Source organism: Tenacibaculum soleae (assembly GCF_030549005.1).
GTDB lineage: Bacteria > Bacteroidota > Bacteroidia > Flavobacteriales > Flavobacteriaceae > Polaribacter > Polaribacter soleae.
In genome coordinates this window covers 75,992-100,602 of sequence record NZ_JAUOSW010000009.1, presented here as the reverse complement: position 1 = coordinate 100,602, position 24,611 = coordinate 75,992, and the positions used below count along the sequence as shown (strand labels likewise).

The window sequence follows — 24,611 nt, the reverse complement described above, 5'->3', positions numbered from 1 at the left end:
TTAAAAGATGAGTGTAAAAGCGAATAAATATATGAAACTTTCGGGCTTAGAACCTTTAGTTTTAAGTGAACATACCAATTTTATTAATGTTGGAGAGCGCACAAATGTTGCAGGATCTCGTAAGTTTTTAAGGTTGATAAAAGAAGAAAAGTTTGATGAAGCTTTAGCAATAGCAAGGCACCAGGTTGAAGGAGGAGCTCAGATTATCGATGTAAATATGGATGATGGTTTGATTGATGGAAAAGAAGCTATGGTTCGTTTTTTAAACTTAATAGCAGCCGAACCTGATATTTGTAGAGTTCCGTTAATGATTGATAGTTCTAAATGGGAAATTATCGAAGCTGGTTTACAAGTAGTACAAGGAAAATGTGTTGTAAATTCAATATCATTAAAAGAAGGAGAAGAAAAATTTATTTGGGAAGCCACTCAAATTAAAAGGTACGGAGCTGCAGTAATTGTTATGGCTTTTGATGAGGTTGGGCAAGCTGATACTTACGAAAGAAGAATTGAAATTGCCGAACGATCGTATAATGTTTTAGTTGATAAAGTAGGGTTTGCATCCGAAGATATTATTTTCGATTTAAATATTTTTCCTGTTGCAACCGGAATGGAAGAGCACAGAAAAAATGCCATCGATTTTATTGAAGCTACACGTTGGGTACGACAAAATTTACAAAACGCAAGTGTAAGTGGTGGTGTAAGTAATGTTTCGTTTTCTTTTAGAGGAAATAATATTGTTAGAGAGGCTATGCACTCTGTTTTCTTGTATTATGCAATTCAGGCAGGAATGAATATGGGAATTGTAAACCCAGCAATGCTGGAAATTTATGACGATATTCCTAAAGATTTATTAGAATATATTGAAGACGTTATTTTAGATAGAAGAGATGATGCAACCGAGCGACTGTTAGATTTTGCTGAAACTGTAAAAGGGGTTAAAAAGCAAGATGAAGCAAAAATATTAGAATGGAGAAGTTTGCCTTTACAAGAAAAAATTACCCATTCTTTAGTAAAAGGAATTGATGAGTTTATTATTGAAGATGTAGAACAAGCAAGGCAAGAATCAGACAAACCAATTCAAGTAATAGAAGGTCATTTAATGATTGGAATGAATGTGGTAGGTGATTTATTTGGTGCAGGAAAAATGTTTTTACCTCAAGTAGTTAAGTCGGCACGAGTAATGAAAAAAGCAGTTGCTTATTTAAATCCGTTTATTGAAGCAGAAAAAGGAGAAAAACAAAAGGCCTTGGGTAAAGTTTTAATGGCAACTGTAAAAGGAGATGTACATGATATTGGTAAAAATATTGTAAGTGTTGTTTTAGGCTGTAACAATTATGAAATTGTTGATTTAGGCGTTATGGTTCCGCCAGAAAAAATTATTGAAGCTGCTAAAAAAGAAAATGTTGACATTATTGGTTTATCAGGTTTAATAACACCTTCGTTAGATGAAATGGTGTACTTGGCTAAAGAAATGGAACGCCAAGAGTTTTCGGTACCTTTATTAATAGGTGGGGCAACAACATCAAAAGCACATACGGCTGTAAAAATAGATCCTCAATATAAAAACGCGGTGGTGCATGTAAACGATGCATCAAGAGCGGTAACTGTGGTAAGTGATTTATTAAACGAAGAAACCAGTAATGCCTATGTTGCAAAGTTAAAAAAAGACTACGATGAGTTTCGCGAAAAATTCTTAAAAAGAGGTAAGACTAAAGCCTATATTTCAATTGAAGAAGCTCGAGAACGTAAGTTTAAAATAGATTGGAAAACAAGCTCTATTTTTAAACCTAAAGAGCTAGGAATTCAAACTTTAGAACAAGTTAGTTTAAAAGAATTATTACCATATATAGATTGGAGTCCGTTTTTTAGAAGTTGGGATTTACACGGTAAATACCCAGATATTTTAACTGATGAGGTAGTTGGCGAGCAGGCAACGCAATTGTATGAAGATGCGAAAGTGATTTTGGATAAAATAATTACGAAACAATTATTAAAACCAAAAGCAGTATTTGGGTTATTTGAAGCAAATACAATTAATGATGACGATATTTCTATTCAGAAAAAAGGGGAAGAAATTGCAGTTTTTAGAACCTTACGTCAACAACTTAAAAAGAGAGAAGGAAAACCAAGTATTGCTTTGTCAGATTTTATAGCACCAAAAGAATCTAAAAAACAAGATTATATGGGGGCATTTTGTACTGCTATTTTTGGAGCAGATGAACTAGCGAAAACATATAAAGAAAAGGAAGATGATTATAATGCCATTATGGTACAGGCAATTGCCGATCGTTTTGCCGAAGCTTTTGCAGAATATTTACACCATAGAGTTAGAACAAAACATTGGGGATATGCAGCTGATGAAACATTATCAAATGATGAATTAATAAAGGAAACTTATAAAGGTATTCGTCCTGCACCAGGATATCCGGCATGTCCTGATCATTTAGAAAAAGAAACGATTTGGGATTTATTAAAAGTTGAAGAAAAAATAGGAGTAACATTAACAGAAAGTTTAGCAATGTGGCCAGCAGCAGCAGTTTCTGGTTATTATTTTGGAAACGAAGAAGCAAAATATTTTGGATTAGGTAAAATTACAGACGATCAAGTACGTGATTTTGCTAATAGAAAAAACATCACCTTAGACAAGGCTAGAAAGTGGTTACATCCAGCGATAGCTGATAATTAAAAACAAAATGAGTCAGGAATTTATAGAATTAAACTTAAGAAATCATATTATTTCTCATGGATATGATGAGGATAATAAAGAAATAACTGAAGAGGTTACTGCAGATGTTTTTTTACCCAAAACAATTGCTATAAGTAGAATTAAATCCTTGAGCGATAAATATATTTTAACTGATTATATAGGTGGTAGATGGATTTATTGGGAGTATAAAGAGCCGTACGAATTGGTAAAAAAAATATTAATAAAACAAGAAACAACTAACAACTAAAAACATAAAAAAAAGCGTATTTAATTAACAATAAATTATCTTTAAGGTAAAATTTAAACCAAGAAACGATAGTAATTTTGAACTATAAAAATTAATAAAAAGAACAAAAATGAAAAAGTATAGTTTAGAAATTAAGTTTATGATTCAATTACTAATAATGTTTACAATATCATTATTTATAGCATCATTTATATAGTTAAATACGCCTTTATAATAACTTATGAAGGTAACAGATCACATTAAAAAAGCAAACGGGAAAACATTATTTTCGTTTGAAATTATTCCGCCAAAAAAAGGAAACAACATTCAGGATTTATATAATAATATAGATCCGTTGATGGAGTTTAATCCGCCCTTTATAGATGTAACCACTTCAAGAGAAGAACATTTATATATTGATAAAGGAAATGGATTGTTAGATAGAAAAATAACCAGAATGCGTCCTGGTACAGTAGGTATTTGTGCAGCAATAAAGCACAAATATGATGTAGATACGGTTCCGCATGTTTTATGTGGAGGATTTACCAAAGAAGAAACAGAGTATTTATTGGTAGATTGTCATTATTTAGGTATTGAAAATGTGATGGCATTACGAGGTGATGCAATGAGTCATCAAAAGTATTTTGAACCAACAAAAGGAGGACATCAATTTGCAACAGAATTGGTAGGTCAAATTAAGAGTTTAAATAGTGGTAAATATTTACACGATGTGATAGAAGCAAATCATAAAGCTGATTTTTGTATAGGTGTAGCAGGGTATCCAGAAAAACATTTAGAATCTCCATCACTACAAACCGATTTAAAACGATTAAAAGAAAAAGTTGATGCAGGGGCAGATTATGTTGTGACACAAATGTTTTTTAATAATCAAAAGTATTTCGAATTTGTAAACGCAGCAAGAGCAATAGGAATTACCATCCCAATTATTCCAGGTATTAAACCAATAGCCGTAAAACGTCATTTACAATTATTACCTCAAGTTTTTAAAATTGATTTGCCAGAAACATTGATAAAATCGATTGACGATTGTAAAACAAATAAACAAGTAAGACAAATTGGAGTAGAGTGGTGTATTGAGCAATCTAAAGAACTATTACAAGCCGGAGTACCTTTGTTACATTATTACTCTATGGGAAAAAGTGACAATGTAAAAGCAATAGCCAAAGCATTATTTTAAATTATCTAATATTTTGATTGAGTTTATTTTTGATGATCAAAGCAACTGGTTTGTTTTCAATTTTTGACTCTAACCAAGAAAGAATATCTAAATATAAAAAAGCTCTTTTTTCATATGGATGATTTTCATAAACTTTTAAACGGTCATATATTTTTTTAAATTCCTTTTTAATTTGATGAGGAAACACGTCGCCTAACGCTTTTATTGATGAAATAAATTCTTTTTGAACTTCTTGAAGATTTTCCATTTTTAATAAAAAGCGATAGGTGTCTTTAAATTGTCTTTCTAAATCGTAATCTAAACCACATTCGTAATGTGCAATTAAATTTAAAATACGAGCAAAGCATTGTAAATCTTCAGCAACATGAATTTTTTTAGATTTAATAATTTTATTTAAATATAAAATACATTCTTTATTTTTACCCATACCAAAGTATAAACAAGCTATTTTATAATATAAAACAACAATATGATGGTTGTCTAACCTGTTTTTATAAAGCGCAATCTTGTCGTTTATTATTTCAACTAAATATTCTCCTTCATAAAAATTACCTTCTAAAAAATGAGCATGTAGTTTGTTTGAATAATAGTATTGAAAAATAAGAATTTCAGTATTACTATTTTGTGGTATTATATTATTTTTAACTTCTTCCTCAAATAATAAAAGCTCTTTTTTAAATTTTGTGTAATGTTTTATAAAAAAAAGACTTTCTAGTAAATAATTTTTCCCTTTTAAATAAAAAACAGGATGAATAGCAATATTTTTAGCATTAATTTTAAATAAATTAACCCATTTATTAGCATATTTATAACTTTGTAAAAAATCTTGTGTTAAAAAACTATGCCATAAATTAGCTTTATATAACCAAAGCTTCTCTCTAAAATTTAAATTTTCATATTGATAGTGTGGTAGTTTAGAATTAAAATAATGATTCACTTTTTTAAGTTCAATATCATTTCTTACGTAGCCATTTTTTAATAAATAACTGTATAATTGTATCGATAAGTTTGACAATTTACTGGTCATTACATTTTGTTGACTTAGTTTTTTTGCCTGAATTGTTAATTCGTCAGCCCTAGTACTAATACTTCGAGTTATATATTGACTTTCTATAACTTTTTCAAGTTCTACAATTTCATAAGCAATATTTTTTTCTTCATTATCAATTGCTGTATTTTTTGCTTTATCAAGTAGTTTTAAACTTTGTTTATACAATCCTTTTTGATACAAAATTGTCGCAAAATCTAATAATTCTCTTATTTGAATCCGAATATTTTTGTGAGCAGGATTCATTCGTAAACTAATTAAAATTTGTTTATACAAATGTGCTTTTAAATTCGAAAGTTGTTGTTTACTTACAATACCACTTTTTATAATTGTTTTTTCATCATACTTTTTTTGTTTTTCCAGAAACTTAAAAAGGGAAAAAAACTTAGCATCATTATTACCATCTAAACGACCAACATAAAGATTAAACTGCCGCTTTTCAGATTTAGATAAAGACTTTATTAAAACAAATAGCGAGTCGTTTTGTTGATTGGATTGTGTAATGACTTTGCTCATAATTATTTGTTTATCAGTGTTTTGTGTTGTTTTTTTTTAATTTAAATATCGTAAGTAATAAGTTAAAAAACAACTTGTTACGGAAACCAATATATACATTTGATTATATATAATGACAATTATTTTAGATTAATGAATAACGATAAAGTTCAAATATTCGACACCACTTTACGAGACGGAGAACAAGTTCCTGGATGTAAATTAGATACAACACAAAAACTAATTATTGCTGAAAGACTTGATTTTTTAGGAGTTGATGTGATTGAAGCAGGTTTTCCTGTTTCTAGTCCAGGTGATTTTACATCAGTAAGTGAAATTGCAAAAATTGTAAAAAATGCTACGGTTTGTGGATTAACTAGGGCAGTTAAAAAAGACATTGAGGTTGCTGCTGCAGCTTTAAAACAAGCAATTAAACCGAGGATTCATACAGGAATTGGAACAAGTGACTCACATATAAAGTATAAATTTAACGCATCACAAGATGAAGTAATAAGAAGAGGTAAAGAAGCAGTTTCTTATGCTAAAAATTTTGTAGATGATGTAGAGTTTTATGCAGAAGATGCAGGGAGAACTGACAATGCTTTTTTAGCCAAGGTATGTGAAGAAATGATAAAATCAGGAGCTACAGTTTTAAATATCCCAGATACCACAGGGTATTGTTTACCTGAAGAGTACGGAGCAAAAATTAAGTATTTAAAAGCGCATGTAAAAGGTATAGAAAATGTTATAATTTCTTGTCACTGTCATAACGATTTAGGTTTAGCAACAGCAAATTCAATTGCCGGTGCTATTAGCGGTGCAAGGCAAATTGAGTGTACTGTAAACGGAATTGGAGAGCGTGCAGGAAACACTGCTTTAGAAGAAGTAGTAATGATTTTAAAACAACATCCATATTTAAACCTACAAACCGATATCAATACACAATTATTATATGATACAAGTATTATGGTTCGCGAAAGTATGGGAATGCCTGTACAACCCAATAAAGCAATCGTTGGAGCCAATGCATTTGCGCACAGCTCAGGAATTCATCAAGACGGCGTAATTAAAAATAGAGAAACGTATGAAATTATGAACCCTGCCGATGTTGGAGTAACAGAAAGTGCTATTGTTTTAACCGCTCGAAGCGGAAGAGCAGCATTAGCATACAGAGCAAAAAAAATAGGGTATGAATTAACTAAGTTACAATTAGATACCGCCTATAAAACATTTTTAAATTTTGCCGATAAACAAAAAGAGATAATAGATGATGATTTGCATTTAATTATGAAACAAGTAAGTAAAGTATCTAAAATAGCAATAGCCTAATGGGAAAAACATTATTTGATAAAGTATGGGATGCCCATGTGGTAGATACTGTAAAAGATGGTCCACAGGTTTTATATATAGACAAACACTTAATTCACGAAGTTACCAGCCCACAAGCTTTTAATGAGTTAAAAGAACGTAATATTCCAATAGCGCGTCCGCATAAAATCGTAGCAACTGCCGATCATAATACGCCAACAGTAAATCAACATTTGCCTGTTAAAGATGTGCTGTCTAGAAATCAGTTAGCCCAATTAACCGAGAATTGTAAAGAAAATAATATTACGTTATATGAATTAGGACATAAAAATAACGGAATAGTACATGTAATTGCACCAGAACTAGGAATTACGCAACCAGGAATGACAATGGTTTGTGGCGATAGCCATACATCAACCCACGGTGCTTTTGGTACCATTGCTTTTGGTATAGGTACAAGTCAGGTAGCACAGGTATTTGCGAGCCAATGTTTGTTACTTCAAAAGCCAAAAAGCTTACGCGTTTCTGTTAATGGAAAACTAAAAAAAGGAGTGTCTCCTAAAGATGTTATTCTTTATATCATAGCACAATTAGGAACCAATTCGGGCACAGGATATTTTTGTGAATACGCAGGAAATGTGTTTGAAGAAATGTCTATGGAAGGCCGTATGACAGTTTGTAATATGAGTATTGAAATGGGAGCAAGAGGCGGAATGATAGCCCCAGATGAAACTACTTTTGAATATGTAAAAGGTAGAGAATTTGCACCACAAGGAGCAGAGTTTGATAAAAAAGTAGCCTATTGGAAAACTTTAGCTTCAGATGTAGATGCAAAATTTGACCAAGAATATAATTTCAATGCGGAAGATATTGAGCCAATGTTAACTTATGGTACCAACCCAGGAATGGGAATTAAAATATCAGAAAATATTCCAACCTTAAGCGATACTTCTTTTGAAAAGGCAATCGAATATATGAACTTTAAAAAAGGAGAAAGTTTAATAGATAAACCAATAAACTATGTTTTTATAGGAAGTTGTACTAATTCTAGAATTGAAGATTTTAGAGTTGCTGCAAATTATGTAAAAGGAAAACAAAAAGCCACTAATGTAAATGCATGGTTAGTTCCGGGCTCTCAAAAAGTAGCAAAGCAAATTCAAAACGAAGGCTTACAAACTATTTTTGAAGAAGCAGGCTTTGAATTACGTCAGCCAGGTTGTTCGGCCTGTTTAGCGATGAATGATGATAAAATTCCTGAAGGAGAATATTGTGTTTCTACATCTAACAGGAATTTTGAAGGGCGTCAAGGACAAGGAGCAAGAACCATTTTAACAAGCCCGTTAATGGCAGCAGCAACAGCAGTAGAAGGAAAAATTATAGATATCACTAAACATTTAAACTAAGATGGAGAAATTTGTAAAATTAATTGATACAGCAGTTCCATTAACAACTGAAAACGTAGATACAGATCAGATAATTCCTGCTCGTTTTTTAAAAGCGACTGATAAAAAAGGATTTGGAGATAATGTGTTTAGAGATTGGCGTTATCATAAAGATGGAAGTGTAAATGAGAGTTTTATTTTAAACAATAAAAATTATAAAGGAAGCATATTAATTGCTGGCGATAATTTTGGCTGTGGGTCAAGTAGAGAGCATGCAGCTTGGGCATTGGCTGGTTACGGTTTTAAAGTAGTAATCAGTAGTTTTTTTGCTGATATATTTAAAGGGAACGCATTAAATAATGGCATTTTACCAGTACAAGTATCTGAAGAGTTTTTAAATAAGTTACTTGAAAGAGTGGCACAACAACCCGATACGATTATAATTATCGATTTAGAAAACCAAATAATTAAAACACCAGTAGGAACCAGCGAATTTGAAATTAATTCCTATAAAAAACTATGCTTAATTAATGGTTATGATGATATTGATTTTTTAGTAAGTAAAAAAGATAAAATAGAAGCTTTTGAAGCTTCATTATAAAAGATAAAAAGATGAAATTTAATATAGCAGTAATTCCAGGAGATGGTATTGGACCCGAGGTAACTACACAGGCTCAAAAAGTGTTAAAAGCAATTGCAAATGTGTACGATCATACATTTATATTTAAAGAAGCACTAATGGGAGCTTGTGCTATTGATGCAACAGGAAACCCGTTACCAGATGAAACGATTACTTTATGTAAAAAAAGTGATGCTATTTTATTTGGTGCTATAGGGCATCCTAAATATGATAACGACCCAACAGCAAAAGTACGTCCTGAGCAAGGGTTGTTAAAATTACGAAAAGAATTAGGGTTGTTTTGTAACGAACGACCTGTAAAAGCATATCAGCAGTTAATTGAAAACTCTCCTTTAAAAAGAGAGATTATCGAAGGAACCGATATTACAATTTACAGAGAGTTAACAGGAGGAATTTATTTTGGAATTAAAGAAATAAGTGATGATAAACAAATTGCTTTTGATGGATGCTCTTATTCGGTAACAGAAATAGAGCGTATCGCACATTTAGCATTCAAAGCCGCTCAAAAAAGACGAAAAAAACTAACCTTGGTTGATAAAGCAAATGTTTTAGAAACATCAAGATTATGGCGAAAAACAGTTACAGCTTTGGCTAGCAATTATCCAGATGTAGCGTTAGATTTTATTTTTGTAGATAATGCAGCAATGCAGTTAATCTTAAATCCAAAACAGTTTGATGTAATATTAACAGAAAATTTATTTGGTGATATTTTATCTGATGAAGCAAGTGTAATTGGTGGGTCTATTGGCTTATTAGCTTCATCTTCTTTAGGAGAAGAGAATGCTTTATTTGAACCAATTCATGGTTCATTTCCGCAAGCAACCGGGAAAAATATAGCAAACCCTTTAGCATCTATCTTATCAGCAGCAATGCTATTAAAACATTTAAACTTACATAACGAAGCTGAGGTTATTGAGCGAGCAGTAGAAAAATCATTAGAATTAGGTATTACAACTGAAGATATTAATTCTGAACAAAATTTTGGAACCAATAAAGTGGGTGATTTTATTGCTGATTTTATTTACAATCAAGAAGATAGTAATATCAATTTTCAAAATATTCATACAGGTCAGAGTACCATTATTTAAGTTTAAAAAAACATTACAAAAAAAACACTATTCCTTTTTCGAAAATGAAAAAGGAATAGTGTTTTTTTTGTAATATATTGAAAATTAGTTGGTAATTGGTTTTAAGTTAATTGTTATTACCATAAATTTATTTCTCAAAATCAATTGCTGTATTTTTAATTTTTTTCATTAAAAATAAGTTATTCATGTGTTTAATTCTGCTTCTTGTCTATTTTATTGAATTATATTTATTAAAATTATTATTTTAGTGAATATAATTTAATTTAGAATGAAGAAACAAGGATTGTATTTACCCGAATTTGAACATGAAAATTGTGGTGCTGGTTTTATATGTAACTTAAATGGAAAAAGAACAAATAAAATTATACACGACGCATTAGAAATTTTAGTAAAGTTGGCGCATAGAGGAGGCGTTAGTTCTGATGGGAAAACTGGTGATGGAGCAGGTTTACTAATTGATATACCTCATAATTACTTTAAACGAGTTTGTGATTTTACAATTCCCAACCAAAGAGAGTACGCTGTTGGTATGGTTTTTCTTCCTAAAAATGTAAATCAATATAATTTTTGTAAAACAACTTTCGAAAACGAAATTAAAGCACAAGGTTTGGCTATTTTAGGTTGGAGAAAAGTACCTGTAGATGCTTCTCAATTAGGGGAAATAGCCTTTAAATTAGAGCCTAATATAGAGCAACTTTTTATCAATAAACCTGAAAATATAAGTGAAGCTACTTTTAAAGCAAAATTATATGCAGCTCGTAAAATAGCTGAACATGCCATTAGAAAATCTAAAACTTCAGAAAGCGCTTATTTTTATGTTTCAAGTTTATCTATAACAACCATTATTTATAAAGGTATTATTAAACCAGAAGATATTGGCGCTTATTATAAAGATTTACAAGAGCAAGATTTAGTTACACGTTTAGCCTTAGTGCACCAACGTTTTTCTACCAATACAATGCCAACATGGGAATTAGCACAACCGTTTAGACATTTATGTCAAAACGGAGAAATAAATACATTACGAGGTAATATAAGTAGAATGCGTGTTCGCGAAGAGATTATGAAAAGTGATGTTTTCGGTCCACAAATAGACAAATTATTCCCAATAATTTTACCAGGAAAATCTGACTCTGCTTCTATGGATATGGTGGTAGAGTTATTAACGCATACAGAGCGTTCTTTACCAGAAATAATGATGATGATGATTCCTGAAGCTTGGGAGAAACATAAAACGATGTCTAAAGAGCGAAAAGCTTTTTATGAGTACAACAGTTGTATTATGGAACCTTGGGATGGGCCTGCATCTGTACCTTTTACAGATGGAGATTATATTGGGGCTTTATTAGACCGAAATGGTTTAAGACCTTCAAGATACACGGTTACCAAAAGTGGAAGTTTAATTATGTCGTCTGAAATTGGTGTGGTTGATGTAGCTCCCGAAGATGTAAAAGAACATGGGAGGTTAGAGCCAGGAAAAATGTTTTTGGTAGATATGAATGAGGGCAGGATTATTGGAGATGAAGAAATAAAAAGTAAAATTGTTACCGAAAAACCATATCAAGCATGGTTAAATAAAACTCGTTTACATTTAAAAGATGTACCTTATACAAGTGAAACGTGCCCAATAGAATCGATTGATATAAAAACACGTCAGCGTTTATTTAATTATACTTTTGAAGATATTCAAGAAGTAATTACCCCAATGGCAATTGTAGGTAAAGAAGCATTAGGGTCGATGGGAATTGACACGCCATTAGCAGTTTTATCAGATAAATCTCAATTAATATCAAATTATTTTAAGCAATTGTTTGCACAAGTTACCAATCCACCATTAGATGGTATTCGTGAAGAAATTGTAACAGATATTAGTTTAAATTTAGGAAAAGATAGAAATATTTTTAGCATTACCGAAAGACAGTGTCGTAAATTGAAAATACAAAACCCTGTAATATCTAACGATGATTTAGAAAAAATAAGAAACATATCGGTAGAAAGTTTTAAAGCAGAAACAATTGAAATTTTATATAAAAAATCAGAAGGACTTAATGGTTTAGAAGATGCTTTGGAAGCTGTTATTGTTAAGGTAGAAAAAGCTTTAACAAGAAAAACAAACATTATAATACTATCAGATAGAGGCGTAAATAAAGAGTTTGCACCGATACCAGCATTATTAGCTTGTTCGTTTGTAAATCACCAATTAAACAGATTGCGTAAGCGCTCTTTTTTCGATATTATTATTGAATCGGCAGAACCGCGTGAGCCACATCATTTTGCCACTTTATTTGGTTATGGCGCAAGTGCTATTAATCCGTATATGGTAAATGAAATTATCCGTTCTCAAGTAAAAGAAGGTTTTATAACCGGAATGGATGAACAAAAAGCGGTTGATAATTTTAATACCGCTATCGGAAAAGGAATTTTAAAAGTGATGAATAAGATAGGTATTTCAACTTTACATTCGTACAGAGGTTCTCAAATTTTTGAAATTGTTGGATTTAATTCGCAATTTGTAGAAAAATACTTTCCGTACACCGCTTCTCGAATAGAAGGTATCGGTTTGTATGAAATAGAAAAAGAAATAGATCAACGATATAAACAAGCATACCCTAATAATCAGATAGATAAAAATTTAAGTCTAAATATTGGAGGTAACTATCGATGGAGAAGAAATGGAGAACGTCATTTATTTAATCCAACTACGGTAGCAAAATTACAGCAAGCCGTTAGATTAAGTGATCAAGATAGCTATGATGTATATGCAAAAGCAATCAACGAGCAATCAGAAAGTTTAATGACCATTCGTGGTTTGTTTGAGTTTAATAATTTAGATCCTATTCCTTTAGATGAGGTAGAACCTTGGACAGAAATAGTAAAACGTTTTAAAACAGGCGCTATGTCTTACGGATCAATTTCTCGTGAAGCTCATGAAAACTTAGCAATTGCAATGAATCGAATTGGAGGTAAATCTAATTCGGGTGAAGGAGGTGAAGATAGAAAACGTTTTCAAAAAGATGTAAATGGTGATAGTAGAAACTCAGCAATTAAACAAGTTGCATCTGGGCGTTTTGGAGTAACTTCTCATTATTTATCAAGCGCAAAAGAGATTCAAATAAAAATGGCGCAAGGTGCAAAACCAGGAGAAGGAGGTCAGTTGCCTGGTGAAAAAGTATTACCTTGGATTGCATCCGCAAGAAACTCAACCCCTTTTGTAGGATTGATTTCTCCACCGCCCCATCATGATATTTATTCAATTGAAGATTTAGCACAATTAATTTACGATTTAAAAAATGCAAATCGTGAAGCAAGAATAAATGTAAAACTAGTTTCAGAAGTAGGTATTGGTACCATCGCAGCTGGTGTTGCAAAAGCAAAAGCCGATGTTGTTTTAATTTCTGGTTACGATGGTGGTACAGGAGCTTCACCGCTTACCTCATTAAAACACGCAGGTTTACCTTGGGAACTTGGTTTGGCAGAAGCACAACAAACACTGGTTTTAAATAAATTAAGAAGTAGAATTGTTGTAGAGTGTGACGGGCAATTAAAAACAGGTAGAGATGTTGCAATTGCAGCATTATTAGGAGCTGAAGAATTTGGTTTTGCAACCGCTCCATTAGTAGCTTCGGGTTGTATTATGATGCGTAAATGTCATTTAAATACGTGTCCGGTTGGTATTGCTACGCAAGACAAAGAGTTGCGTAAAAACTTTAAAGGAACTCCTGAGCATGTAATTAATTTCTTTTATTATATAGCCGAAGAGTTGCGACAAATCATGGCACAACTAGGTTTTAGAACTTTAGCCGAAATGGTTGGTCAAACTGATAAAATAAACGCCAATAAAGCAATTAAACATTACAAAGCTAAAGGATTAGATTTATCAAGTATTTTACACAGACCAGCTACTTATAAGAGTATGGTGCTTAAAAATACAGAAACTCAAGAGCATAATTTAGAAAACGTATTAGATTTTACGATACTTAAAGATTCTCACAGAGCTTTATATCGAAAAGAAAAAATGAATCTTACCTATCCAATAAAAAATACAAACCGTACAGTTGGAGCGATAGTGAGTCATGAAGTTTCAAAAATTTACGGACATTTAGGTTTACCAGAAGATACATTGAATCTTAATTTCAAGGGTTCTGCAGGGCAAAGTTTCGGAGCTTTTGGAGCACATGGATTAACTTTTACTGTGGATGGTAACACGAATGATTATTTAGGAAAAGGTTTATCTGGAGCTAAATTAATCGTAAAAAAACCTGATAAAGCTGACTTTATAGCTGAAAATAATATCATTGTAGGTAATGTTTGTTTATTTGGTGCTGTTGAAGGACAAGCTTATATAAACGGAATTGCAGGTGAGCGTTTTGCTGTTCGTAATTCTGGAGCAACAGCAGTTGTTGAAGGTGTTGGAGATCATTGTTGTGAATACATGACAGGTGGTAGAGTTGTTGTTTTAGGTAAAACAGGAAGAAATTTTGCCGCAGGTATGAGTGGAGGAATAGCTTATGTTTTTGATGCGCAAAATAAATTTACAAATGGATTATGTAATACAGAAACAATAGATTTTGAAGCGGTTTTAAATGAGGATGCAGAAGAATTAAAAGCGATTATTAAAAAACATGTTTTATATACAGGTAGTAAAAAAGGAGCTGCTTTATTAGCTGATTGGGATGCATGTTTAAAAAACTTTGTAAAAGTAATGCCAATAGAATACAAGCGTGCTTTAGAGCGTATAGAAACAGCAAAACCAATGTTTGAAGAATTAACAATAGCATAATGTCATGGGAAAAGTAACAGGATTTAAAGAGATTGAAAGACAAGATGAAACGTACATAGCTGTAAAAGATCGTGTAAAAAATTATAAAGAGTTTACCGTTGCCCTTTCTAAAAAAGATTTAGAAAAACAAGGGTCACGTTGTATGGATTGTGGTATTCCTTTTTGTCATAGTGGTTGCCCGTTAGGAAATTTAATTCCAGATTTTAACCACATGATACATCAAGGTGAATGGCAAAAAGCGTCATGGTTATTACATTCTACCAATAATTTTCCAGAGTTTACAGGACGTTTATGTCCAGCTCCATGCGAAAAAGCATGCGTATTGGGTATTATTGAAGATCCAATTTCTATTGAAAATATTGAGAAAAATATAGTAGAACGTGCCTTTAAAGAAGGATGGATAAAACCACAACCGCCAAAAAGTAGAACCCAAAAAACAGTTGCAGTTATAGGTTCTGGGCCGGCAGGTTTAGCAACAGCGCAACAATTAAATAGAGCCGGCCATACGGTTACTGTTTTTGAAAGAGATGATGAGGTAGGTGGTTTGTTACGTTACGGAATTCCTAATTTTAAATTAGAAAAAGGAATTATAGATCGTCGTGTAGCAATTTTAAAAGCTGAAGGAATTTTATTTAAAACCAATGTAAATGTTGGTGTTAATTATAATGTAGAAGATTTAAAAGATTTTGATGCATTGGTTTTATGTGGTGGTGCTACCGATAGACGTAGTTTACCAACAACAGGTATCGAGACAAATGGTGTTGTACAAGCCATGGATTTTTTAACCCAACAAACAAAAGTAGTTTTAGGAAAAGATGTTGAAAACCAAGTTTTAGCTACTGATAAAAATGTAATTGTTATTGGTGGTGGAGATACAGGTTCGGATTGTATTGGGACTTCTAATCGTCAGGGGGCAAAATCGGTAATAAATTTTGAAATTATGCCAAAACCTCCAGGGCATCGTTCATCAACTACACCATGGCCATATTGGCCTTTACAGTTAAAAACATCTTCTTCTCATCAAGAAGGAGTAGAACGTAATTGGTTAATAAATACCAAAGAGTTTGTTAAAGATGAAAAAGGAAATTTAACTGCTTTAAAAACAGTAAATGTAAAGTGGGAAATGGTTCCAGGGAAACGACCTAAACTTATAGAAATTGAAGGGACAGAAAAAACATGGCCTTGTGATTTAGCTTTATTAGCTTTAGGTTTTACAGGGCCTGAAAGCACGTTGGCAGATAAATTAGGTATTGAAAAAGATGTTCGCTCTAATTATAAAGCTGCATATGGAAAATATCAAACGAGTGTTTCAAATATATTTACAGCGGGTGATATGCGTCGCGGACAATCTTTAATTGTTTGGGCTATTTCAGAGGGTAGAGAAGCGGCAAGACAAGTTGATATTTACTTAACGGGAAAATCAGAATTACCTTCTAAAAATATTACAGGTGATTTGGTAAAATTATAATTGAAAAAGAGAAGTTTCCCCTAAGAAAAAGTGTTGTTTTAAGTAACAGCACTTTTTTATCAAGTTATCTTTTGAATATTGTATGTTGTAATGTATGGTTTGTTTATAATATAATTAATGTCATTATATTTCAGTGATTTATTAAGCCAAACGTTTTTTAAAATTTGAGGGATTTGTAAAGGCATTACATTATATAAATTGTTTTGAGTATTTAATTTTTTTGTTGCCTTTGTGTTAATTACGGTACAGGTGGTAAATCCATCGTATGTAGTATTATACACTCCTGCTAAATAAAAAGGTTTTTGATCTTTTTTTTCAACCAAATAATTTTCAATTTCACCATTTATAAGTTTATGAGTATAAAACCCTGTAACAATAAGTAGACACCTTCTTGTTTGTAAAGATCCTTTAAATAAGATATTCTCTTTTATTTCTTTTTTATTAGTGTGTAGAGAATGTTTTATATGTTGAAATTTTTTCCAATCTTCGTTATAGTTTTGAGGTAATATACCCCAAATACCATGTGTTATTTTATTTGGAGAATCCATAGTAATTAAACAAATAGTTTGTTCTTTTAAACCGTTTATCTTACGTTTTGACTTGTAAAGGTGTGGGTATTTAAATTTTAATTTTGTAAAGTCTTTAATTTGCTCTTTTGTTGCTATGTTTGATAATTTATAATTCATTATTGTATTTTAAATATAACCAAAAGTATTGTAATTTACTCCTCTCAGTAACTAAGATAGGTTTATTATCTACTTAGTTTTATGTTAAACTTACTAAACAAAATTAGATATAATCACAAAGTTTTTTTAATTCAAAAGAAATACTTTTTAACCCATTTCAATTAATTTTAAATGAGTTAAAAATTAATTGAAATGAGTAAACCGATGTTTAACCCTCTGAGTAATTTTGTAGTGCACAATAGTTGTGTGTATTATTAACTTAAAAAAACGAAAAAATATGTTACGTTGGACGATCACATTTATTATTATAGCTTTAATAGCAGGTTTTTTAGGATTTAGTGGAATTGCAGGAGCAGCAACAGGTTTTGCTAAAATTGCTTTTTTCTTATTTATTATTCTTTTTATTATTTCTCTTTTAACAGGAAAAAAAAGATTGTAAGTGACAATTTTGTTACTCAAATAAGTAATAGATTTAAGATAGAAAGTTTAAAATTATTAGTTTTTATTAATTTTAAAGTGAGTTAATAATTGTTATGGTTTTAAAAAGTATAAGAAATATAATAAGCGAGTGTAAATAAAAAAGCACTCATAATTTTAAAAATATATTTAAAATGAAAAATTTATTCATAGGTTTATTGTTAGTAGGAGTTATTACTACAGTAAACTCACAAACAGAAGTTGTTAAGACAACAAAAGTAGAAAAATCTCAAAAAGTAGATAAAAACGGTGTTAAATACAATACTAAGGTAAAGGTTGTTACTGAAAAATCTCAAAAAGTAAAATTTAATCCAAATCAGAAAAATAAACTAAACCAAAAAATAGTAGATAGCCCTATTACGGTAACCAAAAATATAATGGTTGACAATGATAAAGATCCCTTTTACGATACTAAAACAAAAGTTACGTACTTTAAGTATAAACAAGTAAAATATGATTTTTTAATCAATCAAAATGATTTATTAATTACATATAAATTAAAAGATAAAGATATAACATCAGCAAAAGCATTAAAATCAATAAATAATAATTTTTATGTTGTGGCTGGAAATGATTTTAATGGGGTAGGGTATTTTAATAGTCAAGGTGATTTTATAGTAGAGTATAAAGACAAAAAATCTGATAAGCTAGAATATGCAACTTTTGAAACTTTTAAAATGTAAAAATAAAAAAGAGGGTCTCCCGTATAACTTTTTAATACGATTTTCTTTATAAGGATGAGTTTAACTCATCCTTTTTTTTATTTAATATTTACGTTAAATGAAATGAGTTAGTATGTATATTAAATGAGCAAATAAAGAATGGGGTTACTTTTTACTTTTGTAGTGTAAATGAATTATTAATTTAAAAAATAAAACAATATGAGTTATTTAAATATGCAGAATGAGAGTGTTTTACCAGTAGCAAAAGAATTAAATCAATTATTAGCTGATTACCATGTTTACTACCAAAAATTAAGAAATTTTCATTGGAATATAGTTGGTAAAAACTTCTTTGAACTTCATAATAAATTTGAAGAAATGTATGTTGATGCAAGAGGAAAAATAGATGAGGTTGCAGAGCGTATCTTAACATTACAATACCATCCTATAAGTAGGTATAGTAGATATTTAAAAATATCATCAATATCAGAAGAAAGCCCTTTTCAAACTGATACAGATATGGTATATATATTGTTAGATGATCATAAAACCTTATTAGAACAAATGTCAAAAGTAATTAAAAGAGCAGAAGAAGCAGAAGATGAGGGAACAATTGATTTAATGGGTAATTATATTGCTTCTTTAGAAAAAACGAGTTGGATGTTGAATGCATGGACAAAGAGCACAGTTGAACAATTAAAAGAGGATATTGTTTTGTCTTAAAATGATGAGTAATTAATAAAAAAATTAATGTAAAATATGATAAAATTAAAAAATACTATTCAATTATACTGGAATGAGTTTATTGAACAAATTCCAAATATATTTATAGGAATACTTATAATCACAATAGGTTTTTTAATAGCAAATTATATCGCTAAAATTTTTAGGACTACCGTATCTGTTAAAACAAAAGACCCTTTAATGACAAACTTTTTAACTAAAACAGTTAAAGTCGGTTTAATAATTGTAACCATAATGTTAGCTTTAAAGGTAGCAGGTTTAGGTGGTGTTGCAACCGGTTTGTTAACAGCTGCAAGTGCAAGTGCTGTAATAATTGGTTTTGCATTTAAAGATATTGGTGAGAATTTTATATCGGGAGTAATTTTATCATTTAATAGACCTTTTGATGTGAATGATACCGTTAAGATTGGTGACATTTTTGGAAAAGTTAAAATGATGGAGTTTAGGTTTACAAAACTAAAAACGTTTGATGGTAGAGATGTTTATATTCCTAACAGTGATATTATAAAAAAAGCAGTTTATAACTATACGGAAGACGGTTTTTATCGGTTAGATTTTACTGTTGGTATAGATTATGAAGATGATGTAGATTTAGCCAAAAAAGTTATTATAAACACAGTTGTAAATACTATAGGAGTTATAGATACAGAAAAACACCAATGTTTTGTAACTGTAGATAGTTTAGGTGTTAGTACTGTAAATCTAAAAGTTATTTTTTGGACAAAGACAAAAGAATATAAAAGAGCTGCTTTAGAAGTTAAAAGTGATGTTATTAAAAATGTAAAAACGGTAATTACTAAAAATGGTTTAAATATGCCAGCCGATATTACAGAAATAAAATTATATGGCTCTCAAGACAGCATACCAATAACAGTAACTAAATAAAACAAAAAAGAGCAACTAATTAGTTGCTCTTTTTTATTATGACTTATAATAGTTTAAACTGTCCTTAATTAGTTGATTTGAAACCTTGCAGTTAAGTTCAAAATTTTCATAATCACTTAACAAAACAAAATTTATTTCACCACCAATATTTTTCTTATCATGCTTCATTAATTCGATGATTGAAGAAAAATCTTCTTTTTTAATATCAATTTTACCATAAATAGCAATAATAGCTTTTTTAACTTCCTGAAGTTTATCTGAAGGGAAATCTAATATTTTAGAAGAAAGAAAAGTTTCACAAACTATCCCAATAGCAATAGCTTCACCATGTGTTAAATTTTCTTTTTTAGGATTTTCTAAAAAATAAGATTCCACACCATGGCCAATAGTATGCCCCCAATTTAAAACTTTACGAATATTTTGCTCTTTAGGATCCTTTAAAACAACTTCGTTTTTTATTTCGATAGAACGATGAATTAAATCAATAATATTTAAACTAGCATTACCCTTAATTTCATTAAACAACTTAACGTCATGTGTCATACCATATTTAATAATTTCGGCAGTACCTGATCTAATTTCACGAGCAGAAAGCGTATGTAAATATTCAGGATCTAAAACAATCATTATAGGGTTTGCAAACAACCCAATTTGATTTTTTAAAACACCTAAATCAATTCCGGTTTTACCACCAACAGAAGCGTCAACCATACTTAATAACGTAGTTGGTACGTTAATAAAATCAATCCGACGTTTAAAGGTAGCGGCAACAAAACCACCTAAATCAGTAATAACACCACCACCTAAGGTTATTAGTAAACTTTTTCTATCAGCACCCAGTTCTGTTAAAACATTCCAAACCCCTACGCAAGTTTCAATATTTTTATGAATTTCACCAGCATCAATTTGAATAACCTCGATGGTTTTGTTGGTATCTAGTAAAGACATAAATCGAGGATAACAATGTGTAAGTGTATTATCATCAACCAAAATAAAGATAGATGAGTAATTGTTATGTCGAATTAAATTTGCTAATTCTAAATATGCTTTTTCATTAAAATGAATAGGATATGTTGCTGCTTGAATAGAAGTCATTTCAATCTAAAATTTAAAGCGAAAATAAATAGAAAAAATTAAAATATATCATAAGGGTCATTTATATTTGTAATAGAAATCAAACATATATATAGACTTCGATAATGACACTTTTTAACAACACCGAAACTGCTTTTCAATTAAAATCTGATTCAGAATTAGAGCGTGCTTACTTTTTATTTAAAATGATACAAAATCAACCTATGGTTCGTATAGGTACCGCTGTGACTAATTTCGCATTAAAAGCACATTTGCCGGTTGAAGGATTAATTCGTTCTACTGTTTTTGATCACTTTTGTGGCGGAGTAACAGAAAATGACTGTTTACCAGTTATTGAAAAAATGCACACTAAAGGTAGTGTATATAGTGTTTTAGATTATTCTGTTGAAGGTAAAGAAGAGGAAGAAAGCTTTGATGATGCTTTAAAAATGACCTTAAAAACAATTGATTTTGCTGAAGAAAAAAAATCAATTCCTTATGCAGTTTTTAAACCAACAGGTTTCGGACGTTTTTCACTATATCAAAAATTAACAGAAGGAGAAGTACATACCGATGAAGAAAAAGCAGAATGGGAAAGGGTGGTAGCTCGTTTTCATACAGTATGTAAAGCGGCGGTAAAAAAGAACGTACCTTTATTAATTGATGCTGAAGAAAGTTGGATGCAAGATGCTGCTGATGATTTAATTGAAGAATTGATGGAGATTTACAATAAAGAAAAAGCTATTGTATTTAACACATTACAAATGTATCGTCATGATCGTATGGATTATTTACGAAGTTTACATCAAAAAGCACATCAAAAAGGATATCATATTGGTATGAAAGTGGTACGTGGAGCTTATATGGAAAAAGAGCGAGAACGTGCAGAAGAAAAAGGATATAAATCGCCAATATGTAAAGATAAACAAGCTACTGACGATAATTATAATGAAGCTATACGTTTTATGATGGAGCATAAAAATATGGCAATATTTGCAGGAACTCATAATGAAGAAAGTTCATTTTTATTAATGAATTTAGCAAAAGAATATAAAATTGCTAGTAATGATAATCGTATGTGGTTTGGACAATTATATGGAATGAGCGATCATATTAGTTTTAATTTAGCAAAAGAAGGATATAATGTTGCTAAATATGTACCTTTTGGACCTGTACGAGATGTAATGCCATACTTAATTCGTAGAGCAGAAGAAAATACTTCGGTAGCAGGACAAACATCAAGAGAGCTTAATTTACTAAAAATAGAAAGAAAGCGCCGTAAATTATAATGAATACGGTTGATGAAATAAAGGAAGCTATTCAAAAAAATAAAAAACGATTAGCAAAAGAACTTCAAGAAAGTAAAGAATTGATTTTTTTAATAAAAAAATCAATTACTACCAGCTTGTCTGATGAAGAAAAAAATAAAGTAAAAACTCAAACCTTAGATATATGCAAAGCTATTCCTGCTTTTGCAGTATTTATGCTGCCAGGAGGTGCTTTATTATTGCCTTTATTGATAAAATTAATTCCAGATATTTTGCCAAGTGCCTTCAGGGAAGATGACCAAGTGTTAGAAGAATGAAAATAATTCATTATCACTTATAGTATTCATTTATAAAACACTATTTTTGCAGCTTCAAAAACGAGCAAGAATGCAACCAATTAGAAACATCGCTATTATAGCACACGTTGATCACGGTAAAACTACCTTGGTAGATAAGATTATAGATCAAGCAAAAGTTTTAGACGAACGTAAAGAACGTACTGATTTATTGTTAGATAATAATGATTTAGAGCGTGAAAGAGGAATAACAATTCTTTCTAAAAACGTATCTGTAAATTATAAGAATACAAAAATCAATGTAATTGATACACCTGGTCACGCCGATTTTGGTGGAGAAGTAGAGCGTGTATTAAAAATGGCTGATGGTGTTTTATTGTTAGTTGATGCATTTGAAGGGCCGATGCCGCAAACTCGTTTTGTATTAGGAAAAGCCTTAGAATTAGGATTAACTCCAATCGTAGTAGTAAACAAAGTTGATAAAGAAAACTGTACTCCTGATATTGTTCATGAAAAAGTTTTCGATTTAATGTTTGCTTTAGAAGCTACTGAAGAGCAGTTAGATTTTACAACAATCTATGGTTCTGCAAAGAACAACTGGATGAGTACTGACTGGCAAAATGAAACAGATAATATTGTACCTTTATTAGATGCTGTATTAGAATCTATTCCAGAAACTAAATACAACGAAGGAACTCCACAGATGCAAATTACGTCGTTAGATTTTTCTTCTTTTACAGGAAGAATTGCTATCGGACGTGTTTTTAGAGGAGATTTAGAAGCTGGTAAAGATTACATGCTATGTAAAGCAGATGGATCTACTAAAAAAGTAAGAATTAAAGAACTACACGTATTCGAAGGAATGGGTAAGGTTCAAGTAAATAAAGTTCCTTGTGGAGATATTTGTGCTATTACAGGTATCGAAGGATTTGAGATTGGAGATACAATTGCCGATTTAGAAAACCCAGAAGCATTACCAAGAACAGAAATTGACCAACCTACAATGAGTATGTTGTTTACAATTAACAATTCACCTTTCTTTGGTAAAGAAGGTAAATTTGTTACTTCTCGTCATTTACGTGATCGTTTATTTAAAGAATTAGAAAAGAATTTAGCATTAAAAGTTGAAACTACAGATTCTGAAGATAAATTTAATGTTTATGGTCGTGGAGTATTACACTTATCCGTATTGATTGAAACAATGCGTCGTGAAGGATATGAATTACAAGTAGGTCGTCCGCAAGTAATTATTAAAGAAATTGATGGTAAAAAACACGAACCAATGGAAACATTGTCTATCGATGTACCAGAAGATGTTGCCTCTAAAGCAGTAAACTTAGTTTCTTTACGTAAAGGAGATTTAATGGTAATGGAGCCTAAAGGAGATTTACAACACTTAGAGTTTACAATCCCTTCTCGTGGATTAATTGGATTAAGAAATAAAATATTAACAGCTACTTCGGGGCAGGCTATTATAAATCACCGTTTTTCAGAATATGGTCCTTATAAAGGAGATTTTACTGAAGAAACAAAAGGTGCTATTGTATCTGCAGCAGCAGGTAAAGCTACAGCTTATGCTTTAGATCGTTTACAAGATAGAGGTAAGTTTTTTATCGATATTAACCAAGAAATTTACATTGGTCAAGTTATCGGTGAAAACAGTAAAGCTGATGATATGGCTGTGAATTTAGTAAAAGGAAAGCAGTTAACAAATATGCGAAAATCAGGAACTGATGACGCTATGAAAATTGCTCCGAAAATAGATTTTTCATTAGAAGAATGTATGGAGTATATTAAAGCAGATGAGTACTTAGAAGTAACACCAGAAAGTTTACGTATGCGTAAAATTACATTTAAAGCATAAGTTTATAATTATACAATAATTTAAAACCACCTTTTTAGGTGGTTTTTTTGGTTAAAAAATTATTCTGTAATAGTTAAAATTCCCATAATGAAATATGGATGAATCTTGACGTTTATATTTTAAGTTGTTTTATAAAACAATAATATTTTACGTGTAAATTAATGGTTTTTAAAGAGTTCTAGTAGTTTTTATTTCAAAGCTAAAAAGAGCATGTTTTATTTCACTATTTTTAAATACTAACAAAAAGTAAATAAACTTAATTTTATTAATTTATGGAAAGAAAAAACTACCATAACATATAGGGGAATATAGTTT

19 protein-coding genes are annotated in these 24,611 nt (G+C 30.7%); 16 read left to right on the top strand and 3 right to left on the bottom strand.

Annotation, left to right across the window (positions count from 1 at the left end; translation table 11 throughout):
- Positions 1 to 7 precede the first annotated feature (7 nt).
- The 3 genes from metH (at position 8) to metF (ending at position 4,131) form a co-directional block, all read left to right on the top strand.
- Entirely contained in the window at positions 8 to 2,686 is a 2,679-nt protein-coding gene (metH, locus tag Q4586_RS12340) for a methionine synthase (protein ID WP_303529361.1), read from the top strand.
- 7 nt (positions 2,687 to 2,693) lie between these two features.
- Positions 2,694 to 2,954: a hypothetical protein gene (locus Q4586_RS12335; protein ID WP_303529358.1), complete on the top strand. Its 261-nt coding sequence runs from the start codon at positions 2,694 to 2,696 to the stop codon at positions 2,952 to 2,954.
- A 220-nt stretch (positions 2,955 to 3,174) separates the two neighbouring features.
- A complete protein-coding gene (gene metF, locus Q4586_RS12330) occupies positions 3,175 to 4,131 on the top strand; it encodes a methylenetetrahydrofolate reductase [NAD(P)H] (RefSeq protein ID WP_303529355.1) in 957 nt (318 codons plus the stop codon).
- A gap of 1 nt (position 4,132) precedes the next feature.
- Here the strand turns inward: metF and Q4586_RS12325 are convergent, their stop codons facing one another.
- Entirely contained in the window at positions 4,133 to 5,695 is a 1,563-nt protein-coding gene (locus Q4586_RS12325; RefSeq protein WP_303529352.1) for a hypothetical protein, read from the bottom strand.
- Between the two features lie 132 nt (positions 5,696 to 5,827).
- On the opposite strand from Q4586_RS12325, the gene Q4586_RS12320 reads away from it, so the two are divergent.
- The 6 genes from Q4586_RS12320 to Q4586_RS12295 all read left to right on the top strand — a co-directional run bounded on the left by Q4586_RS12320 (position 5,828) and on the right by Q4586_RS12295 (position 16,340).
- Positions 5,828 to 7,003 carry a 2-isopropylmalate synthase gene (locus Q4586_RS12320; RefSeq protein ID WP_303529350.1) on the top strand — a complete coding sequence of 392 codons (1,176 nt, stop codon included), beginning with the start codon at positions 5,828 to 5,830 and terminating at the stop codon, positions 7,001 to 7,003.
- Positions 7,003 to 8,385, top strand: a complete 1,383-nt coding sequence (leuC, locus tag Q4586_RS12315) for a 3-isopropylmalate dehydratase large subunit (RefSeq protein ID WP_303529347.1) — start codon at positions 7,003 to 7,005, stop codon at positions 8,383 to 8,385. The genes Q4586_RS12320 and leuC overlap by 1 nt, the downstream gene beginning before the upstream one ends.
- A gap of 1 nt (position 8,386) precedes the next feature.
- On the top strand, positions 8,387 to 8,965 hold the full coding sequence (gene leuD, locus Q4586_RS12310) for a 3-isopropylmalate dehydratase small subunit (RefSeq protein ID WP_275688794.1): 579 nt from the start codon (positions 8,387 to 8,389) through the stop codon (positions 8,963 to 8,965).
- Positions 8,966 to 8,976: 11 nt separating this feature from the next.
- On the top strand, positions 8,977 to 10,092 hold the full coding sequence (gene leuB / locus Q4586_RS12305; RefSeq protein ID WP_303529343.1) for a 3-isopropylmalate dehydrogenase: 1,116 nt from the start codon (positions 8,977 to 8,979) through the stop codon (positions 10,090 to 10,092).
- Positions 10,093 to 10,360: 268 nt separating this feature from the next.
- The gene (gltB, locus tag Q4586_RS12300; protein WP_303529341.1) at positions 10,361 to 14,872 is read left to right on the top strand and encodes a glutamate synthase large subunit; all 4,512 of its coding nucleotides are present in this window, start codon (positions 10,361 to 10,363) and stop codon (positions 14,870 to 14,872) included.
- Between the two features lie 4 nt (positions 14,873 to 14,876).
- Positions 14,877 to 16,340, top strand: a complete 1,464-nt coding sequence (locus Q4586_RS12295; RefSeq protein WP_303529339.1) for a glutamate synthase subunit beta — start codon at positions 14,877 to 14,879, stop codon at positions 16,338 to 16,340.
- 59 nt (positions 16,341 to 16,399) lie between these two features.
- On the opposite strand, the gene Q4586_RS12290 is transcribed toward Q4586_RS12295, so the two are convergent.
- Entirely contained in the window at positions 16,400 to 17,026 is a 627-nt protein-coding gene (locus tag Q4586_RS12290; protein ID WP_068706305.1) for an SOS response-associated peptidase family protein, read from the bottom strand.
- Positions 17,027 to 17,303: 277 nt separating this feature from the next.
- Here Q4586_RS12290 and Q4586_RS12285 point away from each other — a divergent pair, with 277 nt between their 5' ends.
- The 4 genes from Q4586_RS12285 (at position 17,304) to Q4586_RS12270 (ending at position 19,794) form a co-directional block, all read left to right on the top strand.
- The gene (locus Q4586_RS12285; protein ID WP_068706307.1) at positions 17,304 to 17,465 is read left to right on the top strand and encodes a DUF1328 domain-containing protein; all 162 of its coding nucleotides are present in this window, start codon (positions 17,304 to 17,306) and stop codon (positions 17,463 to 17,465) included.
- 172 nt (positions 17,466 to 17,637) lie between these two features.
- Positions 17,638 to 18,186, top strand: a complete 549-nt coding sequence (locus tag Q4586_RS12280) for a hypothetical protein (RefSeq protein ID WP_068706309.1) — start codon at positions 17,638 to 17,640, stop codon at positions 18,184 to 18,186.
- 198 nt (positions 18,187 to 18,384) lie between these two features.
- The gene (locus tag Q4586_RS12275; RefSeq protein ID WP_303529336.1) at positions 18,385 to 18,888 is read left to right on the top strand and encodes a Dps family protein; all 504 of its coding nucleotides are present in this window, start codon (positions 18,385 to 18,387) and stop codon (positions 18,886 to 18,888) included.
- A gap of 36 nt (positions 18,889 to 18,924) precedes the next feature.
- Positions 18,925 to 19,794: a mechanosensitive ion channel family protein gene (locus Q4586_RS12270; RefSeq protein WP_068706313.1), complete on the top strand. Its 870-nt coding sequence runs from the start codon at positions 18,925 to 18,927 to the stop codon at positions 19,792 to 19,794.
- Positions 19,795 to 19,830: 36 nt separating this feature from the next.
- Here the strand turns inward: Q4586_RS12270 and aroB are convergent, their stop codons facing one another.
- Positions 19,831 to 20,889 carry a 3-dehydroquinate synthase gene (gene aroB / locus Q4586_RS12265; RefSeq protein WP_303529330.1) on the bottom strand — a complete coding sequence of 353 codons (1,059 nt, stop codon included), beginning with the start codon at positions 20,887 to 20,889 and terminating at the stop codon, positions 19,831 to 19,833.
- A gap of 104 nt (positions 20,890 to 20,993) precedes the next feature.
- Here aroB and Q4586_RS12260 point away from each other — a divergent pair, with 104 nt between their 5' ends.
- From Q4586_RS12260 to typA, 3 genes are all read left to right on the top strand, one after another.
- A complete protein-coding gene (locus Q4586_RS12260; RefSeq protein WP_438273388.1) occupies positions 20,994 to 22,157 on the top strand; it encodes a proline dehydrogenase family protein in 1,164 nt (387 codons plus the stop codon).
- On the top strand, positions 22,157 to 22,453 hold the full coding sequence (locus Q4586_RS12255; protein WP_068706319.1) for an LETM1 domain-containing protein: 297 nt from the start codon (positions 22,157 to 22,159) through the stop codon (positions 22,451 to 22,453). The genes Q4586_RS12260 and Q4586_RS12255 overlap by 1 nt, the downstream gene beginning before the upstream one ends.
- Positions 22,454 to 22,523: 70 nt before the next feature.
- Positions 22,524 to 24,296, top strand: a complete 1,773-nt coding sequence (typA, locus tag Q4586_RS12250) for a translational GTPase TypA (protein WP_068706321.1) — start codon at positions 22,524 to 22,526, stop codon at positions 24,294 to 24,296.
- Positions 24,297 to 24,611 lie beyond the last annotated feature (315 nt).

Excerpts from the sequence above, each read along its gene's own strand:
- metH (WP_303529361.1), top strand. The coding sequence starts at position 8 with ATGAGTGTAAAAGCGAATAAATATATGAAACTTTCGGGCTTAGAACCT.
- Q4586_RS12335 (WP_303529358.1), top strand. The coding sequence starts at position 2,694 with ATGAGTCAGGAATTTATAGAATTAAACTTAAGAAATCATATTATTTCT.
- metF (WP_303529355.1), top strand. The coding sequence starts at position 3,175 with ATGAAGGTAACAGATCACATTAAAAAAGCAAACGGGAAAACATTATTT.
- Q4586_RS12325 (WP_303529352.1), bottom strand. The coding sequence starts at position 5,695 with ATGAGCAAAGTCATTACACAATCCAATCAACAAAACGACTCGCTATTT.
- Q4586_RS12320 (WP_303529350.1), top strand. The coding sequence starts at position 5,828 with ATGAATAACGATAAAGTTCAAATATTCGACACCACTTTACGAGACGGA.
- leuC (WP_303529347.1), top strand. The coding sequence starts at position 7,003 with ATGGGAAAAACATTATTTGATAAAGTATGGGATGCCCATGTGGTAGAT.
- leuD (WP_275688794.1), top strand. The coding sequence starts at position 8,387 with ATGGAGAAATTTGTAAAATTAATTGATACAGCAGTTCCATTAACAACT.
- leuB (WP_303529343.1), top strand. The coding sequence starts at position 8,977 with ATGAAATTTAATATAGCAGTAATTCCAGGAGATGGTATTGGACCCGAG.
- gltB (WP_303529341.1), top strand. The coding sequence starts at position 10,361 with ATGAAGAAACAAGGATTGTATTTACCCGAATTTGAACATGAAAATTGT.
- Q4586_RS12295 (WP_303529339.1), top strand. The coding sequence starts at position 14,877 with ATGGGAAAAGTAACAGGATTTAAAGAGATTGAAAGACAAGATGAAACG.
- Q4586_RS12290 (WP_068706305.1), bottom strand. The coding sequence starts at position 17,026 with ATGAATTATAAATTATCAAACATAGCAACAAAAGAGCAAATTAAAGAC.
- Q4586_RS12285 (WP_068706307.1), top strand. The coding sequence starts at position 17,304 with ATGTTACGTTGGACGATCACATTTATTATTATAGCTTTAATAGCAGGT.
- Q4586_RS12280 (WP_068706309.1), top strand. The coding sequence starts at position 17,638 with ATGAAAAATTTATTCATAGGTTTATTGTTAGTAGGAGTTATTACTACA.
- Q4586_RS12275 (WP_303529336.1), top strand. The coding sequence starts at position 18,385 with ATGAGTTATTTAAATATGCAGAATGAGAGTGTTTTACCAGTAGCAAAA.
- Q4586_RS12270 (WP_068706313.1), top strand. The coding sequence starts at position 18,925 with ATGATAAAATTAAAAAATACTATTCAATTATACTGGAATGAGTTTATT.
- aroB (WP_303529330.1), bottom strand. The coding sequence starts at position 20,889 with ATGACTTCTATTCAAGCAGCAACATATCCTATTCATTTTAATGAAAAA.
- Q4586_RS12260 (WP_438273388.1), top strand. The coding sequence starts at position 20,994 with ATGACACTTTTTAACAACACCGAAACTGCTTTTCAATTAAAATCTGAT.
- Q4586_RS12255 (WP_068706319.1), top strand. The coding sequence starts at position 22,157 with ATGAATACGGTTGATGAAATAAAGGAAGCTATTCAAAAAAATAAAAAA.
- typA (WP_068706321.1), top strand. The coding sequence starts at position 22,524 with ATGCAACCAATTAGAAACATCGCTATTATAGCACACGTTGATCACGGT.